Origin of the sequence: Micromonospora wenchangensis, from assembly GCF_002210435.1 — a bacterium.
Lineage (GTDB): Bacteria > Actinomycetota > Actinomycetes > Mycobacteriales > Micromonosporaceae > Micromonospora > Micromonospora wenchangensis.
Genome location: NZ_MZMV01000047.1, coordinates 16,056 through 33,414 on the forward strand (window position 1 = coordinate 16,056; position 17,359 = coordinate 33,414).

The 17,359-nt window shown below is 70.7% G+C and carries 16 protein-coding genes; all 16 read right to left on the minus strand.

What is annotated here, in order from left to right; translation table 11 throughout:
* Positions 1–6: 6 nt before the first annotated feature.
* Complete coding sequence (locus B5D80_RS23755; RefSeq protein WP_088646148.1) at positions 7–1,539, minus strand: NADH-quinone oxidoreductase subunit M; 1,533 nt, start codon at positions 1,537–1,539, stop codon at positions 7–9.
* Positions 1,540–1,603: 64 nt separating this feature from the next.
* Positions 1,604–3,562, minus strand: coding sequence for an NADH-quinone oxidoreductase subunit L (nuoL, locus tag B5D80_RS23760; protein WP_088646149.1), 1,959 nt, complete (start codon positions 3,560–3,562; stop codon positions 1,604–1,606).
* Positions 3,563–3,574: 12 nt separating this feature from the next.
* Positions 3,575–3,874 carry an NADH-quinone oxidoreductase subunit NuoK gene (gene nuoK / locus B5D80_RS23765; protein WP_067300503.1) on the minus strand — a complete coding sequence of 100 codons (300 nt, stop codon included), beginning with the start codon at positions 3,872–3,874 and terminating at the stop codon, positions 3,575–3,577.
* A 55-nt stretch (positions 3,875–3,929) separates the two neighbouring features.
* Positions 3,930–4,700 carry an NADH-quinone oxidoreductase subunit J gene (locus B5D80_RS23770; protein WP_088646150.1) on the minus strand — a complete coding sequence of 257 codons (771 nt, stop codon included), beginning with the start codon at positions 4,698–4,700 and terminating at the stop codon, positions 3,930–3,932.
* Complete coding sequence (gene nuoI / locus B5D80_RS23775) at positions 4,697–5,335, minus strand: NADH-quinone oxidoreductase subunit NuoI (RefSeq protein ID WP_088646151.1); 639 nt, start codon at positions 5,333–5,335, stop codon at positions 4,697–4,699. The genes B5D80_RS23770 and nuoI overlap by 4 nt, the downstream gene beginning before the upstream one ends.
* Before the next feature lies 1 nt (position 5,336).
* Positions 5,337–6,686 (minus strand): NADH-quinone oxidoreductase subunit NuoH, encoded by a 1,350-nt coding sequence (gene nuoH / locus B5D80_RS23780; RefSeq protein WP_088646152.1) that lies wholly within the window; start codon positions 6,684–6,686, stop codon positions 5,337–5,339.
* Positions 6,683–9,109: an NADH-quinone oxidoreductase subunit G gene (locus B5D80_RS23785; RefSeq protein WP_088646153.1), complete on the minus strand. Its 2,427-nt coding sequence runs from the start codon at positions 9,107–9,109 to the stop codon at positions 6,683–6,685. Before B5D80_RS23785 ends, nuoH begins: the two co-directional genes overlap by 4 nt.
* On the minus strand, positions 9,109–10,425 hold the full coding sequence (nuoF, locus tag B5D80_RS23790) for an NADH-quinone oxidoreductase subunit NuoF (protein ID WP_088646154.1): 1,317 nt from the start codon (positions 10,423–10,425) through the stop codon (positions 9,109–9,111). The genes B5D80_RS23785 and nuoF overlap by 1 nt, the downstream gene beginning before the upstream one ends.
* On the minus strand, positions 10,422–11,522 hold the full coding sequence (gene nuoE, locus B5D80_RS23795) for an NADH-quinone oxidoreductase subunit NuoE (RefSeq protein ID WP_088646155.1): 1,101 nt from the start codon (positions 11,520–11,522) through the stop codon (positions 10,422–10,424). Before nuoE ends, nuoF begins: the two co-directional genes overlap by 4 nt.
* 55 nt (positions 11,523–11,577) lie before the next feature.
* A complete protein-coding gene (locus B5D80_RS23800; protein WP_088646156.1) occupies positions 11,578–12,903 on the minus strand; it encodes an NADH-quinone oxidoreductase subunit D in 1,326 nt (441 codons plus the stop codon).
* Positions 12,900–13,631 (minus strand): NADH-quinone oxidoreductase subunit C, encoded by a 732-nt coding sequence (locus B5D80_RS23805; protein ID WP_088646157.1) that lies wholly within the window; start codon positions 13,629–13,631, stop codon positions 12,900–12,902. The genes B5D80_RS23800 and B5D80_RS23805 overlap by 4 nt, the downstream gene beginning before the upstream one ends.
* Positions 13,628–14,305, minus strand: a complete 678-nt coding sequence (locus B5D80_RS23810; RefSeq protein ID WP_088646158.1) for a NuoB/complex I 20 kDa subunit family protein — start codon at positions 14,303–14,305, stop codon at positions 13,628–13,630. Before B5D80_RS23810 ends, B5D80_RS23805 begins: the two co-directional genes overlap by 4 nt.
* A gap of 14 nt (positions 14,306–14,319) precedes the next feature.
* On the minus strand, positions 14,320–14,685 hold the full coding sequence (locus B5D80_RS23815; RefSeq protein WP_067300536.1) for an NADH-quinone oxidoreductase subunit A: 366 nt from the start codon (positions 14,683–14,685) through the stop codon (positions 14,320–14,322).
* A 136-nt stretch (positions 14,686–14,821) separates the two neighbouring features.
* The gene (locus B5D80_RS23820; RefSeq protein ID WP_088646159.1) at positions 14,822–16,096 is read right to left on the minus strand and encodes a geranylgeranyl reductase family protein; all 1,275 of its coding nucleotides are present in this window, start codon (positions 16,094–16,096) and stop codon (positions 14,822–14,824) included.
* A 134-nt stretch (positions 16,097–16,230) separates the two neighbouring features.
* A complete protein-coding gene (locus tag B5D80_RS23825; protein ID WP_088646160.1) occupies positions 16,231–16,452 on the minus strand; it encodes a hypothetical protein in 222 nt (73 codons plus the stop codon).
* 67 nt (positions 16,453–16,519) lie between these two features.
* Positions 16,520–17,230: a demethylmenaquinone methyltransferase gene (locus B5D80_RS23830; protein ID WP_088646161.1), complete on the minus strand. Its 711-nt coding sequence runs from the start codon at positions 17,228–17,230 to the stop codon at positions 16,520–16,522.
* Positions 17,231–17,359: the final 129 nt, after the last annotated feature.

The window sequence follows — 17,359 nt, forward strand, 5'->3', positions numbered from 1 at the left end:
CGGGGCTCACTGCGCAGCCTCCTGGACGCTGCCGACCTCAGGGGCGGGATCGGTCTTGCCGACGTCCTGCATGGTCGCCTGGACGGCGGGGTTGATCACATCGGTGACCGGCTTGGGGTAGAAGCCGAGCAGCACGATCAGGGCGATCAGCGGGGCGACCACGGCCTTCTCGCGCAGGGTGAGGTCGCGGTGCATCGCCTTGACCTCGGTCAACTCCGGGTTGAGCGTGCCCTGGGTGGTGCGCTGCACCATCCACAGCACGTACGCGGCGGCCAGGACGATGCCCAGCGTGGCGATCACCGCGACCGGCTTGTTCACCGTGAAGGTGCCGATCAGCACCAGGAACTCGGATACGAACGGCGCGGTGCCGGGCAGCGCCAGCGAGGCCAGACCGGCGAAGAAGAGCACCCCGGCCAGCAGCGGGACCAGCTTGCCCGCCCCGCCGAAGTCGGAGATCAGCGACGATCCCCGGCGGGCGATGAGCATCCCGACGACCAGGAACAGCAGGCCGGTGGCGAGCCCGTGGTTGAGCATGTAGAGCACCGCGCCGGTGCCCGCCTGCGTGGTGAAGGCGAAGATGCCGACCCCGATGAACCCGAAGTGCGCGATCGAGGTGTACGACACCAGCCGCTTCAGGTCGGACTGGCCGACGGCCAGCAACGCGGCGTACAGGATGCCGATCAGGCCCAGCGCCAGCGCCCACGGGGCGAACCACTTCGACGCCTCCGGGAACAGCGGCAGGCAGTACCGCAGGATGCCGAACGTGCCGACCTTGTCCAGCACGCCGACCAGCAGCGCGGCGGCACCCGCCGGGGCGGCCCGACCGGCGTCCGGAAGCCAGGTGTGGAACGGGAAGAACGGCGCCTTGATCGCGAAGGCGAGGAAGAAGCCGAGGAACAGCCAGCGCTCGGTGCCGGTGGAGATGTCCACCTGGGTCAGCGCCTGCCAGTCGAAGGTCTTGCCGCCGACCACCCACAGGCCGATCACGGCGGCCAGCATGAACAGCCCGCCGACCAGCGAGTAGAGGAAGAACTTCACCGCCGCGTACTGCCGCTGGTGGCCGCCGTAGCTGCCGATCAGGAAGTACATCGGCACCAGCATGACCTCGAAGAACACGTAGAACAGGAAGACGTCGGCGGCGGCGAAGACGCCGATCATCGTGGATTCGAGGACGAGCAGCAGGGCGAAGTAGGCAGGCACCGACCGCTTCGAGGCGTCGGCGTCGTGCCAGGAGGCCAGGATCACCAGCGGCACCAGCACCGCGATCAGCATCAGCATGACCAGCGCGATGCCGTCGACGGCGAAGGTGAAGTTGACGTCCCAGGTGGGGATCCACGGGTACGACTCGCGGAACTGGAGCCGGTCACCGTCGGCGGAGAAGGAGACCCACATCACCACCGACAGCGCCAGCACCAGCAGCGACCAGCCGAACGCCACCTGCTTGGCCAGGTCGGGCCGGCGACGCGGCAGGAAGGCCACGACCAGGGCGCCGACCAGCGGTGCCACGGTCAGCACCGAGAGGAACGGGAAGTTGGACATTATGCGGCCTTACCTCCGTCGTGGATGCGGGGCCCGCCGGCGGGGGCGGTCGCATTGAGGTCGATCACGCCAGCCACCCCGCCTGCACCGCCAGGAACGCCGCCACCACGAGCAGCGCGCCGGTCAGGATCGAGGTGGCGTACGACCGGACGAAGCCGGTCTGCCACCGCCGGAGCCGACCCGAACCGCCCCCGACCCCGGCGGCCAGGCCGTTGACCAGCCCGTCGACGCCCCGGTTGTCGAGGAAGACCAGCGCCCGGGTGAGGAAGATGCCCGGCTTCTCGAAGACCACCTCGTTGAAGGCGTCCGTGTAGAGGTTGCGCCGGGCGGCGGTGACCAGCACCCCGGCGGGCTGCGGCGCGGTGGCCGTGCCGTTGCGGAACAGCGCCCAGGCCAGACCGGCGCCGAGCACCGTCACCACCAGCGACAGCGTGGTCAGCAGCCAGTGCGGCAGCACCGCCGCGTGCTCGGCGTGCTCGCCGCCCAGCCCGGCGGTGGCGGTCAGCCAGTCCGGTACGGAGGTGGCGAGCAGGAAACCGGCACCGACCGAGCCGATCGCCAGCAGGATCAGCGGGATGGTCATCAGCTTCGGCGACTCGTGCGGGTGCTCGATGTCCTCGGTCCACCGCTTCGGGCCGTGGAAGGTCAGCACGAACAACCGGGTCATGTAGAAGGCGGTCAGCCCCGCGCCGAGCAGCGCCGCCCCGCCGAACAGCCAGGCCGTCCAGCCCTCCCGCTCGAACGCGGCCACGATGATCGGCTCCTTGGAGAAGAAGCCGGAGAACGGGAACATGCCGATGATGGCGAGCCAGCCCATCATGAAGGTGATCCAGGTGATCTTCATGTACTTCGACAGCCCGCCGAAGCGGCGGATGTCCACCTGGTCGTTCATGCCGTGCATCACCGAGCCGGCACCGAGGAACATGTTGGCCTTGAAGAAGCCGTGCGCCAGCAGGTGCACGATGGCCAGCGCGTACGCCGCGCCGCCGAGGCCCACGCCGAGGAACATGTAGCCGATCTGGCTGACCGTCGACCAGGCCAGCACCCGCTTGATGTCGTCCTTGGCCGCGCCGATGACGCAGCCCATCAGCAGGGTCAGCGCGCCGACGCTGACCACCACGAGCTGGAGGGTCTCGTTGGCCGAGAAGATCGGGTTGGACCGGGCGATCAGGTAGACGCCCGCGGTGACCATGGTGGCGGCGTGGATGAGCGCCGACACCGGGGTCGGGCCCTCCATCGCGTCCGGCAGCCACGCCTGGAGCGGGAACTGACCCGACTTGCCGGCCGCGCCGAGCAGCAGCAGCAGGCCCAGCACCAGCACCGTGCCGCTGGCCAGCCCGCCGACGGAGGAGAAGACCTCGTCGTACTGGGTGGTGCCGAGGGTGGCGAACAGGATGAAGATGCCGATCGCCAGGCCGGCGTCGCCGACCCGGTTCATCAGGAACGCCTTCTTACCGGCGGTGGCCGCGCTCGGCCGCCCGTACCAGAAGGAGATCAGCAGGTACGACGCCAGACCGACGCCCTCCCAGCCGAAGTAGAGCATCACGTAGTTGTTGCCGAGCACCAGCAGCAGCATCGCGGCGACGAATAGGTTGAAGTACGCGAAGAACCGTCGCCGGCCCTCGTCGTGCGCCATGTACTCGACCGCGTAGAGGTGGATCAGGAAGCCCACCCCGGTGATCAGCAGGACGAAGACCGCGGCCAGCGGGTCGAAGAGCAGACCGAAGTCCACCCGCAGGTCGCCGACCGTGATGAAGTCCCAGAGGCTCAGCTCGACGGACTTGTTCTCCAGCCCGCGCAGCTGGAAGAACGAGGTGAGCCCCAGCACGAACGCGGCGCCGATCGCGGCCACGCCCAGCCAGTGCCCCCAGCGGTCGGCCCGCCGGCCGAGCAGCAGCAGGATCGCCGCGCTGGCCAACGGGATCGCCACCAGCAGCCAGACGCTGCTCAGCAGGCCGTCCGCCGCCGCGTAGGTGACGGTGCCGGCCGGCTCTGCCTGGGCGTACGTCAGAATCTCATCCACCGCAGGGCCCCTTTAGTACTTCAGCAGGTTGGCGTCGTCGACGCTCGCGGAGCGCCGGGTCCGGAAGATCGACATGATGATCGCGAGCCCGACCACGACCTCGGCCGCCGCCACCACCATCACGAAGAACGCCATGATCTGTCCGTTGAGGTCACCGTTGATCCGGCTGAAGGTGACCAGCGTCAGGTTGGCCGCGTTGAGCATCAGCTCGACGCACATGAACAGCACGATCGCGTTACGCCGCACCAGCACGCCGACCGCGCCGACGGTGAACAGCACCGCGGCCAGGATCAGGTAGTAGTCGGGGGTCACCGGACCGACCTTTCGTTCGCGACTGCGGGGCTCCGCTTCGCTGCACTCCTCGCGCTCACCGTTCCGTCCCCTTCAGGGTGGTTTCCTCGGCGGTCAGCTCCCGCTGCGGCAGGATCGCCGGGGTGCTGCGGTCGGTCAGCCGGCCGTCGGGCAGCCGGGCCGGGGTGGCCACCGAGGAGGAGGTGGCGAAGACGCCCGGACCGGGCTTCGGGCCCGGGTAGTTGCCGGGGCGGAACCGGGCCTTCATCGTGGCGACCTGGTCCATCTTGTCTTCCTTGCGCCGCTCGATGTGCGCCAGCACCATCGCCCCGATCGCCGCCGTGATCAGCAGCGCGGAGGTCAACTCGAAGGCGAGGACGTACTTGGTGAACAGCAGCCGGGCGATGCCCTGCACGTTGCCCTCCGCGTTGGCCTGGTCCAGGCCGACCGCGGTGACCCCGTTCAGCGCCCGGTACAGGCCGGTGCCGACCAGCCCGGCGAAGCCGAGCCCGAGCACCACGGCGGCGACCCGCTGGCCGCGCAGCGTCTCGATCAGCGAGTCGGAGGCGTCCCGGCCGACCAGCATCAGCACGAACAGGAACAGCATCATGATCGCGCCGGTGTAGACGATGATCTGCACCATGCCGATGAACGGCCCGGCCTGGAGCACGTAGAACACGCCCAGGCAGAGCATGGTGAGCACCAGGAACAGCGCCGAGTGCACGGCGTTGCGCGCCCAGACCATGCCGATCGCGCCGATCAGCGCCAGCGGGGCGAGGATCCAGAAGGTGACCTCCTCACCCCCGGACACCTGGCCCGCCGCGGCGAGCACCGTGGACGTGTTCATGCTCCGGCTCCCTTGCCCGCCGCCCGCTGGGCCGCCTGCTCGGCACCCGGGAAGGTCACCCCGGGGTGCTCCTCGACCTGGTAGCGGCCGGGCCCCATCGGCGACTGCTCGGCACCGGCCGAGGTGCCCGGGTTGGTCAGCGCGCCGACGTAGTAGTCCTTCTCGCTGTCACCGAGCCGCATCGGGTGCGGCGGCTGCTCCATGCCTTCGAGCAGCGGAGCGAGCAACTGCTCCTTGGTGAAGATCAGGTCCTGCCGGTTGTCCCGGGCCAGCTCGTACTCGTTGCTCATGGTCAGCGAACGGGTCGGGCAGGCCTCGATGCAGAGCCCGCAGAAGATGCACCGGGCGTAGTTGATCTGGTAGACGCTGGCGTACCGCTCACCCGGCGAGAACCGCTGCTCGTCGGTGTTGTCGCCACCCTCGACGTAGATCGCGTCCGCCGGGCAGGCCCAGGCGCACAGCTCGCAGCCGATGCACTTCTCCAGGCCGTCCGGGTGCCGGTTGAGGATGTGCCGCCCGTGGTAGCGCGGCGCCGAAACCGGCGGCTTGAACGGGTAGTCGGTGGTGACGACCTTCCTGAACATGTGCGAGAAGGTGACCCCGAAGCCCTTGAACGTTCCGGTGATCGCGCCCACGTCACACCTCCCTGGAGTCCGAGCCGGTGGCGATGTTGGCCGGCTCCCGCTCGGCGACCACGCGCTTGGTGCGCGGGCTCGGTGGTACCTGTAGATCCAGCGGGGGCAGCGGGAAGCTGCCGTACGGCCGGTTGTCGGCCTGTTCCTGCGGGGTCGGCTTCGGGGCCGGCTTGCGGCTCGGCCACAGCAGCGTCGCCAGCAGCAGCACGCCCGCGCCGATGGCGGTGGCGAGCAGCCGGTCCCGCGACTGCCAGTCCTCGATGGAGCGCAGCCCGGAAAGGACGAGGATCCAGACCAGGTTGATCGGCAGCAGCACCTTCCAGCCGAAGCGCATGAACTGGTCGTAGCGCAGCCGGGGCAGGGTGCCCCGGAGCCAGACGAAGACGAAGACCAGCATCAGCACCTTGCCGAAGAACCAGAGCATCGGCCACCAGCCGGTGTTGGCGTCGCCCCACAGGGTGATCGGCCAGGGGGCCCGCCAGCCGCCGAGGAACAGCGTCGTGGTCACCGCGGACATGGTCACCATGGCGACGTACTCGGAGAGCATGAACAGCGCGAACTTCAGCGAGCTGTACTCGGTCATGAAGCCGGCGACCAGCTCCGACTCCGCCTCGGGCAGGTCGAACGGCGCCCGGTTGGTCTCACCCACGGTGGCGATGAAGAAGATGATGAAGCTGGGCAGCAGCAGGATCGCGTACCAGCCCGGTGCCGGGATCTCGACGCCGCCGATGGTGAGCCGGGTGGCGTCCCCCTGGGCGGCGACGATCCCGCTGGTGGACATGGTGCCGGCGGTCATGAACACCGCCACGATGCTCAGCCCCATCGCGACCTCGTACGAGATCATCTGGGCGCTGGAGCGCAGGCCACCGAGCAGCGGGTACGTCGAGCCGGAGGCCCAGCCGCCGAGCACGATGCCGTAGACGGCCAGCGACGAGCAGGCCAGCAGCACCAGCACCGCCACCGGCACGTCGGTGACCTGCAACGGGGTCCGGTGGCCGAAGATGCTCACCATCGGGCCGAACGGGATCACCGACAGCGCGGTGACCGCGCAGACCACCGAGATGACCGGGGCGAAGAAGTAGACCACCTTGTCGGCGGCCTTGGGGAGGATGTCCTCCTTGAAGGCCATCTTGAGGCCGTCGGCGAGGGTCTGCAGCAGGCCGAACGGGCCGACCTGGTTGGGGCCGGGCCGGACCTGCATGTAGCCGACGACCCGCCGCTCGAACCAGACGCCGAGCAGGGTGGCGAGCAGACCGAAGACGAAGGCGAAGACGATCTTGATCAGGACCAGCCACCACGGGTCCCTGCCGAAGTCCGCAAGTGTCGGGTCCTGCGCCAGGAGGGTGTTCACTGTGCACCTCCGGAGATCCGTACCACCGTGCCGGACGCGACGCCGAGGCTGCGCCGTACGGTCGAACCGGGCGAGTTGGTCGGCAGCCAGACGACGCCGTCGGGCATCTCGGTGATGGCCGCCGGCAGGGTGACCGCACCCCGGTCGGTGCCCACCGTGACCGGGTCGCCGTCGGCCACGCCGAGCGTCTCGGCGGTGCCCTTGCCCAGCCGGACCACCGGCGGGCGGGCGGTGCCGGCGAGGTGCTCGTCGCCGTCGGTGAGGCTGCCCAGGTCGATGAGCTGGTGCCAGGTCGCCAGCACCGCCTCGCCCGCACCCGGCTGGGGCACGGTCGCCGGGGCGACCGACGGGCTGACCGGCCGGTCCGCCCGGGTCGGCGGCAGCGCGCCCAGCTCCCGGCGGATGCTCGACACGTCGCCGGTGCCGAGCCGGACGTCGAGCTGTGCGGCGATCGCGTCCAGCACCCGGGCGTCGGTCATCGCGGCCGTGTGCAGCACCGCCTCGAAGGTGCGCAGCCGGCCCTCCCAGTCGAGGAAGCTGCCGGCCTTCTCGACCACCGGGGCCACCGGCAGCACCACGTCGGCCCGGCGGGCCACCGCCGAGTTACGCAGCTCCAGGCTGACCAGGAAGGGCACCGCGTCGAGCGCCTGCTCGGCCAGCCTCGGGTCGGCCAGGTCGGCCGGGTCCACGCCGGCCACCACCAGGGCGCCGAGCTGGCCGTTCGCGGCGGCGGCCAGGATCTGGTCGGTGTCCCGACCGGCCTGGCTGGGGATCACCCCGGCCGGGATGTCCCACGCCTCACCCAGTTCGGCACGGGCCGACGGCTCGGTCACCGGACGTCCACCGGGCAGCAGGTTGGGCAGGCAGCCCGCGTCGACCGCACCCCGGTCGCCCGCGCGCCGCGGCACCCAGGCCAGCTTCGCACCGGTACGCCTGGCGACGTCCGCGGCGGCGGAGAGGCCACCGGGCACGCCGGCCAGCCGCTCGCCGACGAACAGGATCGCGCCCTCGGCGCTCAGCGCCTCGGCCACCGTGTCGTGCTCGGCGAGCACGCTCGCCTCCTCGCCCGGCACCACCCGGGCCAGCTTGGCCCCGAGCTTCTCCAGGCCCCGGGTGGCGAACGGGGCGATCGCGTAGACCGTCAGCTTCTTCTTCAGGTACGCCTTGCGCAGCCGCAGGAAGAGGATCGGGCACTCCTCCTCCGGCTCCAGCCCGACCAGCACCACCGTGGACGCCTTCTCCACGTCGGCGTAGGTCACGTCGGTGACCCCGGCGACGGTGCTGGCCAGGAAGTCGGACTCCTCGCGGGAGACCGGCCGGGCCCGGAAGTCGATGTCGTTGGTGTTCAGGGCGACCCGGGCGAACTTCGCGTACGCGTAGGCGTCCTCGACGGTCAGCCGGCCGCCGGTCAGCACCGCCGTGCCGCGACCCTCGTCGCGGGCGGCCCGCAGCCCGTCGGCGGCCCGGGTCAGCGCCTCGCTCCAGGACGCCTCCCGCAGCTCACCGGACTTCTCGTCGCGGACCAGCGGGGTGGTGAGCCGGTCGAAGGCGCGGGTGTACTGGAAGCCCCACCGCCCCTTGTCGCAGTTCCACTCCTCGTTGACCTGCGGGTCGTCCCCGGCGAGGCGGCGCAGCACCTTGCCCCGCCGCCAGTCGGTGCGCTGCGCGCAGCCGGCCGAGCAGTGCTCGCAGACGCTCGGGCTGGAGACCAGGTCGAACGGGCGGGCCCGGAACCGGTACTGCGCCCCGGTGAGCGCACCGACCGGGCAGATCTGCACGGTGTTGCCGGAGAAGTACGAGTTGAACGGGACGTCGCCGGAGTCGCCCTCCGCGCCGTACGCGTCGTCCCGGTAGATGTTGATCTCCTCGGCGGACGACCGGCCCATCAGGTCGATGAACTTGTCGCCGGCGATCTCCTCGGAGAACCGGGTGCAGCGCTGGCAGAGCACGCAGCGCTCCCGGTCGAGCAGCACCTGGGTGCTGATCTCCATCGGCTTCTCGTACTCCCGCTTGTGCTCGTGGAAGCGGGAGTCGGTGCGGCCGGTGGACATCGCCTGGTTCTGCAGCGGGCACTCACCACCCTTGTCACACATCGGGCAGTCCAGCGGGTGGTTGACCAGCAGCAGCTCCATCACCCCCTCCTGCGCCTTCTTGGCGACCGGGGAGGTGAGCTGGGTGCGGACCACCATGCCCTCGGCGACGGTCTGGGTGCAGGAGGCGACCGGCTTACGCTGCCCCTCCACCTCGACCAGACACTGCCGGCAGGCGCCGGCCGGGGCCAGCAGCGGGTGGTCGCAGAACCGGGGGATCTCGGTGCCCAGCTGCTCGGCGACCCGGATCAGCAGCGCCCCCTTGGGGGCGGTGACCTCGACGCCGTCGATGGTGAGCGTTACGGTCTCGGCGGCCTTCGCCACGTCAGTCATCAGTGGGCTCCAACCAGCTGCTTGTCGGAGAGCTTCGGCGCGGTACGCCCCTCGATGTAGTCGAGGTAGTCCTGCTTGAAGTACTGCAACGACGAGGTCACCGAGCTGGTCGCGCCGTCACCCAGACCGCAGAACGAGCGGCCGAGGATGTTGTCGCAGGTGTCGAGCAGGGTGTCCAGGTCCTCGCTGGTGCCCTGGCCGGCGAGGATGCGCCGGTAGACCCGGACCATCCAGTAGTTGCCCTCCCGGCACGGGGTGCACTTGCCGCACGACTCGTGGTGGTAGAACTCCAGCCACCGGTAGGTCGCGTAGACCGGGCAGTCCTGGTCGGAGAAGATCTGGGTGGCCGTGGTGCCCAGGATCGAGCCGGCCGCCGCCACCCCCTCGAAGTCCAGCGGCACGTCCAGGTGCTCGGCGGTGAGCAGCGGGGTCGACGACCCACCGGGCGTCCAGAACCGGAGCTGGTGACCGGGCTGCATCCCGCCGGCCAGCTCGATCAGCTCGCGCAGGGTGACGCCCAGGCCGCACTCGAACTGGCCCGGGTTGGCGATCCGGCCGGAGAGCGAGTAGATCATCGGGCCGGACGACTTCTCGGTGCCCATGGACTTCCACCAGTCCGCACCGCCCAGCACGATGTACGGCACGCTGGCGATGGTGCCGACGTTGTTGACCACCGTCGGGCTGGCGTACAGGCCGTGGGTGGCCGGGAACGGCGGGCGGAGCCGGGGCTGGCCCCGGAACCCCTCCAGCGAGTCCAGCAGCGCCGTCTCCTCGCCGCAGATGTACGCCCCGGCACCGGAGTGCACCACCAGTTCCAGGTCGAACCCGGTGCCCAGGATGTTGCGCCCGAGGTAGCCCTTGGCCTGCGCCTCGGCCACCGCGTTGCGCAGCCGGCGGGCGGCGTGCACCGCCTCGCCCCGGATGTAGATGTAGGCCCGGCTGGCCCGGATCGCGTACGAGGCGATGATGACCCCCTCGACCAGCGAGTGCGGGTCGTGGGTCATCAGCGGCAGGTCCTTGCAGGTGCCCGGCTCGCCCTCGTCGGCGTTGACCACCAGGTAGTGCGGCTTGCCGTCGCCCTGCGGGATGAAGCCCCACTTGAGGCCGGTGGGGAAGCCCGCGCCACCCCGCCCGCGCAGCCCGGAGTCCTTGATCAGCTGGATCAGGTCGTCCGGGTGGGCCTTGAGGGCCTTGCGCAGCGCGGCGTAGCCGTCGAGGTTCTCGTAGGTGCCGATCCGCCAGGCGTCCGGGGAGAGCCAGCGGCGGGTCAGCACCGGGGTCAGCTTGGCCAGGGTCTCCGGCCGGGGAGTGGTCACTTCTGGGCCCCCGTCTCGCTCGCGACGGCGGAGCCCGCGCCGGCAGCGCCCGTTTCCGCCTCGGCTTCCTTGAGGTTGCGCTCCTGCGCGCCGGCCTCGTCGCCGGCGGGCTTGCCGTCACCGGCGGGGGCGTTCGCGGCCACCCCGGCCGCCTGCGCCGCCTGCGCGTCGCGGGGGGCCGGTGGGGCGCCGTCGGTCGGGACCCGGGTGCCGGGGGCGTCCGGCACGGCGGTGGCCGCGTCGGGCTGCCGGGTCTCGGCGGTACGCACCTGCGGCGACTTGTCGTCCGGGGCCTTCACGTCCGGCGCGGTGCTGCCGGTCACCTGCTCCGGCTTCGCCGCCGGGGTGGCCGGCGCGGGGGCCTTGGCGGCCTCGGCCTTCGCCTTGGCCTCGGCGGCGGCCCGGTCGGCCTCGGCCTTGCTGCGGATCGGGGTCTTCGGGTCGTAGCCCGGTGCCGCGATGCCGTGCTGCTCGGCCAGGCGCAGGCCACGCAGGGTGGCCTCGCCCGGACCGCCGTCGGCGACCGCGCCCTCGCGCTCGTCGGCGAAGCCGGCGAGCTGGACGGCCATCTCCTTGAGGGTGCAGAGCCGGGCGCCCCGGGTCGGCATCGGCCGGCCACCGGCACGCAGCTCGTCCACCACGCCGAGGGCCCCCTGCGGGTCGACGCCGTCGAAGAAGTCGTAGTTGACGGTCATCACCGGGCCGTAGTCGCACGCCGCGAGACACTCGGCGTGCTCCAGGGTGATCTTCCCGTCGGCGGTGGTCTCGTCGTGCCCGACGCCCAGGTGCTCGGCGAGCGTGTCGTAGACCTCCTGCCCGCCCAGCACGTTGCACATCGTGTTGGTGCAGACGCTGACCAGGTAGTCACCGGTGGGCCGGCGCTTGTACATGGTGTAGAAGGTGGCCACCGCGCCGACCTGGGCCTTGTTCAGCCCCAGCACCTCGGCGCAGAACGCCACCCCGGCCGGGGAGACGTAGCCCTCCTCGGCCTGCACCAGGTGCAGCAGCGGCAGCAGCGCCGAGCGGGACCGGTCGGCCGGGTACCGGGCGATGATCTCCCGCGCCCGGACCCGGGTCTCTTCAGTGAAAACACTCATCAGAGTCGCCTTCCGTTCGCGACTGCGGGGCTCCGCTTCGCTGCACTCCTCGCGCTCACCGGTCACAACCACCCATCACGGGGTCCAGCGAGGCGCCACCGGCGATCACGTCGGCGATCAGGCCGCCCTCGGCCATCGCCGGAAGGGCCTGGAGGTTGACGAAGCTCGGCTCCCGGTAGTGCACCCGGTACGGCCGGGTGCCGCCGTCGGAGACCGCGTGCACGCCCAACTCGCCCCGGGGCGACTCGATGCCGACGTACACCTGGCCCGGCGGGACCCGGAAGCCCTCGGTGACCAGCTTGAAGTGGTGGATCAGCGACTCCATCGACTGACCCATGATCTTGGCGACGTGTTCCAGCGAGTTGCCCATGCCGTCCACGCCGATGGCGAGCTGCGCCGGCCAGGCGATCTTGCGGTCGGCCACCATCACCGGGCCCGGCTTCAGCCGGTCCAGCGCCTGCTCGACCAGCTTGAGCGACTCCCGGATCTCGGCCACCCGGACCAGGTAGCGGCCCCAGACGTCGCCGTCCGGGTGGGTCGGCACGTCGAACTCGTAGCTCTCGTAGCCGCAGTACGGCATGGTCTTGCGCAGGTCCCAGGCGAGGCCGGCGGAGCGCAGCACCGGGCCGGTGACGCCGAGCGCGACACAGGCGGTCACGTCGAGCACCGCGACGCCCTGGGTGCGCTCGGTCCAGATCGGCTGGCCGGAGAGGAGGTCCTCGTACTCCTTGAGCTTCTTCGGCATCATCTTGAGGAACTCGCGGATCTTGACGATCGCGGCGTCCGGGACGTCCTGCGCCACCCCGCCCGGCCGGACGTACGCGTGGTTCATCCGCAGGCCGGTGATGGTCTCGAAGATGTCGAGGATGTACTCCCGCTCGCGGAAGCCGTACAGCATGATCGAGATCGCGCCCAGCTCCATGCCGGTGGTGGCCAGCCAGACCAGGTGCGAGGAGATCCGGTTCAGCTCCATCATCAGGACCCGGATCGTGGTGGCCCGCTCGGTGATGTCGTCGGTGATGCCGAGCAGCTTCTCCACCGCGAGGCTGTACGCCGTCTCGTTGAAGATCGGGGCGAGGTAGTCCATCCGGGTCACGAACGTCGAACCCTGCACCCAGTTGCGGTACTCGAGGTTCTTCTCGATGCCGGTGTGCAGGTAGCCGACGACCGAGCGGGCCTCGCGGACCGTCTCGCCCTCCAGCTCCAGGATCAGCCGGAGCACGCCGTGCGTCGACGGGTGCTGCGGACCCATGTTCACGACGATCCGCTCGTCGTTGATCGGGTCGGTGCCGGAGACGACCTGGTCCCAGTCCCCACCGGTGACGGTGAAGACCCGACCCTCGGTGGTCTCCCGCTCGGTCGCGTAGTTGGACGTGGTCACTGGTACGACCTCCTGCGGTCCGGCGGCGGAATCTCGGCGCCCTTGTACTCCACCGGGACGCCGCCGAGCGGGTAGTCCTTGCGCTGCGGGTGGCCCTCCCAGTCGTCGGGCATCAGGACCCGGGTCAGGTTGGGGTGGCCGTCGAAGATGACCCCGAACATGTCGTACGCCTCGCGCTCCTGCCAGTCGGCCGTCGGGTAGACGGCGGTGACGCTGGGCAGGTGCGGGTGCTCGGCGGAGACGGCCGCCTCCAGCCGGACCCGCCGCCGGTAGGTCATCGAGGTGAGCTGGTAGACCACGTGCAGCCGGCGCTCGTCGGCACCGAGGTAGTCCACCCCGGACACCGAGGAGCACAGCTCGAAGCGCAGCGCGAGGTCGTCCCGCATCACCTGGCACACCTCGGCGATCCGCTCCGGGCGCACGTGCAGGGTCAGCTCGCCCCGGTCGACGACGACCTTCTCGATCGCGTCGCCGAACTGCGGGTACGCCTCCTCCAGCGCGTCGCGCACCTCGTCGAAGTAGCCCCCGTACGGCCGGGGTGCCTCCTCGATCGGGGTGCGCTGGCGGACCAGGCCGCCGTAGCCGGACACGTCGCCGGTGCCCTGCATGCCGAACATGCCGCGCCCGGCGGGGCTGGACGGCGGCAGCTCGGCGGGGGCACCGCTGGTCGCACCGGCCGGGGTGACCGGTACCGGCACCCCGCCGTCGTTGGTGCGGTCGTCGGTCACTTCGGGCCCCTCTGCGACTGGAGGTGGTTCTGGGCGTTCATCCAGTTCTCGATCCGCAACTGCTCCTCGCGCCCCTCGCGGACCGCCTTCGTCCACTCGGCGCGGCGGGCCTTGTCGTTGCGGTACGACGACGGCATCGAGCCGTACGGCACCACGGGCACGTCGCCGCGCTCCAGGCGGGCCGCCTGCATCTTGCGGCCGTTCGGGCCCAGCGGCTCGTACATGATCTTCTCGCGGAGCTTGAGGATCGCGTCGATGAGCATCTCGGGGCGGGGCGGGCAGCCCGGCAGGTACATGTCGACCGGGACGACGTGGTCGACGCCCTGGACGATCGCGTAGTTGTTGAACATGCCGCCGCTGCTGGCGCAGACGCCCATGGAGAGCACCCAGCGGGGCTCGGCCATCTGGTCGTAGATCTGGCGCAGGACCGGGGCCATCTTCTGGCTCACCCGGCCGGCCACGATCATCAGGTCGGCCTGGCGCGGCGAGGCGCGGAAGACCTCCATGCCCCAGCGGCCCATGTCGTAGTGCGGGCCACCGGCCGCCATCATCTCGATGGCGCAGCAGGCCAGGCCGAAGGTGGCGCCCCAGACGGACGACTTCCGCGACCAGTTGACCAGCTTCTCCACGGAGGTGAGCAGGACGCCGGCGGGGAGTTTCTCCTCGATGCCCATCTGACGTTCCTCCCTCAGTCCCAGTCCAGGCCGCCGCGCCGCCACACATAGGCGTACGCGACGAAGACCGCGACGATGAACAGGACCATCTCCACGAAGCCGAAGATCGGCAGGGCGTCGAAGGAGACCGCCCAGGGGTAGAGGAAGATGATCTCGATGTCGAAGACGATGAAGAGCATCGCCGTCAGGTAGAACTTGATCGGGAACCGTCCCCCGCCCACCGGCTGCGGGCTGGGCTCGATCCCACACTCGTATGCCTCGAGCTTGGCCTTGTTGTAGCGCCGGGGACCGGCGAAGCGGGCGGCGGCCACGGAGAACAGCGAGAACGCCGCGGCGAGGGCGAACAGCCCGATGATCGGTGCGTAAGGCGAGAGCGACATCTTTTCTCCTGCTCGTCCTTCCCCTGCCCCAGGTGCTTGACAAATTTCACACTATTCACGTCCCTCGTGACTGCCGTCAGCGGGGGTCGATCCCTGTCCGTGCCGGTGCCGCCGTTGGCCCTGGCCCGGTCACGCCTCACACGGCCGGGGCCGCCTTCGTCATCGCGTTGATGACCCGGTCCATCGCGTCCCCGCCGCGCGGGTCGGTCAGGTTGGCCAGCAGCTTGAGCACGAAGCGCATCAGCATCGGGTGCGGCATGCCGTGCTTGGTCGCCATCCGCATCACCTCGGGCCGGCCGATCAGCTTGACGAAGATCCCGCCGAGCCGGTAATAGCCACCGAACCGGGCCTTCAACTCCTGCGGGTACGCGGTCAGCGCCCGCTCCCGCTCGGGGCCGGCCGGTCGGGCCAGCGCCTGCACGATGACCTCGGCGGCCAGCTCGCCGGACTCCATGGCGTACGCGATGCCCTCGCCGTTGAACGGGTTGACCATGCCGCCGGAGTCGCCGACCAGCAGGACCCCCCGGGTGTAGTGCGGCACCCGGTTGAAGCCCATCGGCAGTGCCGCGCCGAGGATCGGGCCGTCGGCGTTCGCCTCGTCGGTCATCCCCCAGTCCGTCGGGGTGTTGGCCAGCCAGTCGGTGAGCAGCCGCCGGTAGTTCGTCTTGCCGAACGCGGAGGAGGAGTTGAGCACGCCGAGGCCGACGTTGACCCGGCCGTCGCCGAGGCCGAAGATCCAGCCGTAGCCGGGCAGCAGCGCGTCGCTGTCCTTGCTGCGCAGCTCCAGCCAGGACTCCAGGTAGTCGTCGTCGTGCTTGGCCGGCGAGTGGTAGTAGCGCCGGACGGCCACCCCGATCGGCCGGTCCTCCCGCTTGGCCAGGCCTAGGGCGAGCGGGAACCGGCCGGAGACGCCGTCCGCGGCGACCACCAGCGGGGCGTGGAAGGTGGCCGGCTCCCGGCCGGGGCCGACCTCGGCGGTCACCCCGACCACCCGGTCGTCGCCGTCGAGCACCGGGCCGATGACGTTGACGTTGGTGCGCAGCTCGGCACCGGCGGCGACGGCCCGCTGGGCGAGCAGGTCGTCGAAGTCCAGCCGGGTGCGGACCAGGCCGTAGTTGGGGAAGCTGGCCAGGTCGGGCCAGTCCAGTTCGAGGCGTACCCCGCCGCCGATCACCCGCAGGCCCTTGTTGTGCAGCCAGCCGGCCTCGGGCGAGGTGTCCACGCCCATCCGGATGAGCTGCCGGGTCGCCCGGGGGGTGAGCCCGTCTCCGCACACCTTCTCGCGGGGGAACTCGGTCTTCTCCAGCAGCAGCACGCGTACGCCGTGCCGCGCCAGGTGGTACGCCGTCGCCGATCCACCGGGACCGGCGCCCACCACGATCACGTCGGCGTCGTTCTCCACCGATGTCATCTGCGCCTCCTCCCGCACGCTCGTGAAATGCTTCACAAGCCGATCGGGTTGGAGTCTATGACCGTGGTTACACAGCTGCCGGGTGAGGGGTACCTAACTTCCTGGAAACATGCCGGTCGGGGTGGGTTCGTCCCTCAGTTCCGGGCGATGTCGAGCCCGTCGTCGGCCCGGACCGCCGCCGGCAGGTGGTCACGCAGCGCTCCACCGGCCGCCCGGTCGAGGGCACCCAGCACCTCGGCGACCACCTGACGGACCTCGGCCGGGTCCGCGCCGGCCAGCTCCCTGAGCTGGGCGACCAGCTCGGCGGCGTCGTCGTCGGTGGGGGCCGTCGGGTCGGTGGGCACTACTCCGGTCATGCCGGGGAGCTTACCCCGCAAAAACCACCAAAGGCGGACATCAGGGAAAGAGGGCGTTCACCCTCGGTCACGCCCGGACGGCCCGGTGCAGGGCCACCACCCCGCCGGTCAGGTTGCGCCACGCCACCCGGCCCCAACCGGCCGCGCCGACCCGCGCCGCCAGGGCCGCCTGGTCCGGCCAGGCCCGGATCGACTCGGCCAGGTAGACGTACGCGTCGGGGTTGCTGGACACCGTCCGGGCCACCGTGGGCAACGACCGCATCAGGTACGACAGGTAGACCGTCCGGAATGCCTGGTTCACCGGCGTGCTGAACTCGCAGACCACCAGCCGGCCCCCCGGCCGGGTCACCCGGGCCAGCTCCCGCAGCGCCGCATCGGGGTCGTTGACGTTGCGCAGGGCGAAGGAGATCGTCACCGCGTCGAAGGAGGCGTCGGCGAAGGGCAGCCGCAGCGCGTCCCCGGCCAGCAGCGGCACCTCCGGCCGGACCCGCCGGCCGGCCCGCAGCATGCCCTGCGACAGGTCCACGCCCACCGCGTACGCCCCGGAGCGGGCCAACTCCTGCGTCGACACCCCGGTGCCGGCGCCCACGTCCAGCACCCGCTCACCGGGGAGCAGCCCGAGCGCCGCCCGGGTGGCCCGTCGCCACGACCGGTCCTGCCCGAAGGACAGGACCGTGTTGGTCAGGTCGTAACGGGCGGCCACCCCGTCGAACATCGCGGCGACCTCGGGTGGCGACTTGTCCAGGCCGGCGCGCTGGCCCTGCGGGGTACGACTCACCCCTCCACTCTGCCAGCCACCCCCCGCCCGCCCGGCGTGGGGTGGCGCTCCCCACGGACACGCGGCGGGCGGGGTGGATGACCACCCCGCCCGCCGGTTGTCCTGCCGTGGTGCGCGGACCTGTCGAAG

What these genes read in the sequence shown, in the direction of transcription:
- B5D80_RS23820 (WP_088646159.1), bottom strand. Translation starts at nt 16,096, where the DNA reads ATGACATCGGTGGAGAACGACGCCGACGTGATCGTGGTGGGCGCCGGT.
- B5D80_RS23815 (WP_067300536.1), bottom strand. Translation starts at nt 14,685, where the DNA reads ATGTCGCTCTCGCCTTACGCACCGATCATCGGGCTGTTCGCCCTCGCC.
- B5D80_RS23785 (WP_088646153.1), bottom strand. Translation starts at nt 9,109, where the DNA reads ATGACTGACGTGGCGAAGGCCGCCGAGACCGTAACGCTCACCATCGAC.
- B5D80_RS23825 (WP_088646160.1), bottom strand. Translation starts at nt 16,452, where the DNA reads ATGACCGGAGTAGTGCCCACCGACCCGACGGCCCCCACCGACGACGAC.
- B5D80_RS23810 (WP_088646158.1), bottom strand. Translation starts at nt 14,305, where the DNA reads ATGGGCATCGAGGAGAAACTCCCCGCCGGCGTCCTGCTCACCTCCGTG.
- B5D80_RS23755 (WP_088646148.1), bottom strand. Translation starts at nt 1,539, where the DNA reads ATGTCCAACTTCCCGTTCCTCTCGGTGCTGACCGTGGCACCGCTGGTC.
- B5D80_RS23770 (WP_088646150.1), bottom strand. Translation starts at nt 4,700, where the DNA reads ATGAACACGTCCACGGTGCTCGCCGCGGCGGGCCAGGTGTCCGGGGGT.
- nuoE (WP_088646155.1), bottom strand. Translation starts at nt 11,522, where the DNA reads ATGAGTGTTTTCACTGAAGAGACCCGGGTCCGGGCGCGGGAGATCATC.